Source organism: Mesorhizobium sp. M4B.F.Ca.ET.089.01.1.1 (assembly GCF_004022605.1).
GTDB classification, from domain to species: Bacteria; Pseudomonadota; Alphaproteobacteria; order Rhizobiales; family Rhizobiaceae; genus Mesorhizobium; species Mesorhizobium abyssinicae.
This window is the reverse complement of sequence record NZ_RZOS01001516.1, coordinates 1-412: the sequence shown is the minus strand read 5'-3', so window position 1 is coordinate 412 and position 412 is coordinate 1. Positions and strand designations below refer to the sequence as shown.

Sequence of the window (412 nt, the reverse complement as noted above, 5' to 3'; positions counted from 1 at the left end):
GGATAGGGGATAGGGGATAGGGGAGCTAGTCGGCTGAGAGTTTGCGGATCAGAAGGCGAAGAAGCTTCCCGACACTTTCGGTCCCCTCCAACAATGAAACCGTCGTCGGTTTCGACGCGATACCGGTACGCTCGGCAATCAAGATCTGTGTCTCCAATTCCTTTAGTGACCCTTGGGCGATGCGGAGAAATTGCTGATAGGAACCGCGGATCTCTCTGCCGTAACCCTCAGCTATATTCGCCGGTATCGAGCTGGCTGCACGGCGCACCTGGCTGGTCAAACCATAAAGTTCCTCCTTCGGCCAGGATTTCGTTGCGCCATACACTGCCACGGCGAGATCCATCGCTTGCTGCCAGACAATCAGGTCCTTGTAGGAACCTGTTTCTCATTCATTCGCCCTACTCCCCTACTC

1 protein-coding gene is annotated in these 412 nt (G+C 55.1%); it reads right to left on the bottom strand.

What is annotated here, in order from left to right; genetic code table 11:
- Positions 1–25: 25 nt before the first annotated feature.
- On the bottom strand, positions 26–364 hold the full coding sequence (locus EN780_RS38120; protein WP_281035429.1) for a four helix bundle protein: 339 nt from the start codon (positions 362–364) through the stop codon (positions 26–28).
- Positions 365–412: the final 48 nt, after the last annotated feature.